The organism is Calothrix sp. CCY 0018 (assembly GCF_963920925.1).
Lineage (GTDB): Bacteria > Cyanobacteriota > Cyanobacteriia > Cyanobacteriales > Nostocaceae > Rivularia.
In genome coordinates this window covers 1-231 of record NZ_CAWUDI010000162.1, presented here as the reverse complement: position 1 = coordinate 231, position 231 = coordinate 1, and the positions used below count along the sequence as shown (strand labels likewise).

Here is a 231-nt window from a genome sequence, read left to right as displayed (position 1 = left end):
AGCCCCTCAGGTTGCGCTGCACAATCAAGGCCGTTCGACAACGTCGGGGCGGCGTCCGCGCCCCGCCAGGCCCAGCACCGCCGCCGCCGCGAGCGCCGACAGGATGGACCCGCCGATGACGCCCAGTTTGACCTCCACCTGTTCCGGCGAATCCACGGCGCCGGGGAAGGCCAGAACCCCGATGAACAGGCTCATGGTGAAACCCACGCCGCACAGCAGAGACACGCCGTA

The 231-nt window shown here is 69.3% G+C and carries 1 protein-coding gene; it reads right to left on the bottom strand.

The annotated features are described in order from the left end of the window. Positions 1-24 precede the first annotated feature (24 nt). On the bottom strand, positions 25-231 hold a 207-nt coding region (locus ACM03V_RS34570; RefSeq protein WP_414625328.1), incomplete at its 5' end, for a Na+/H+ antiporter NhaA.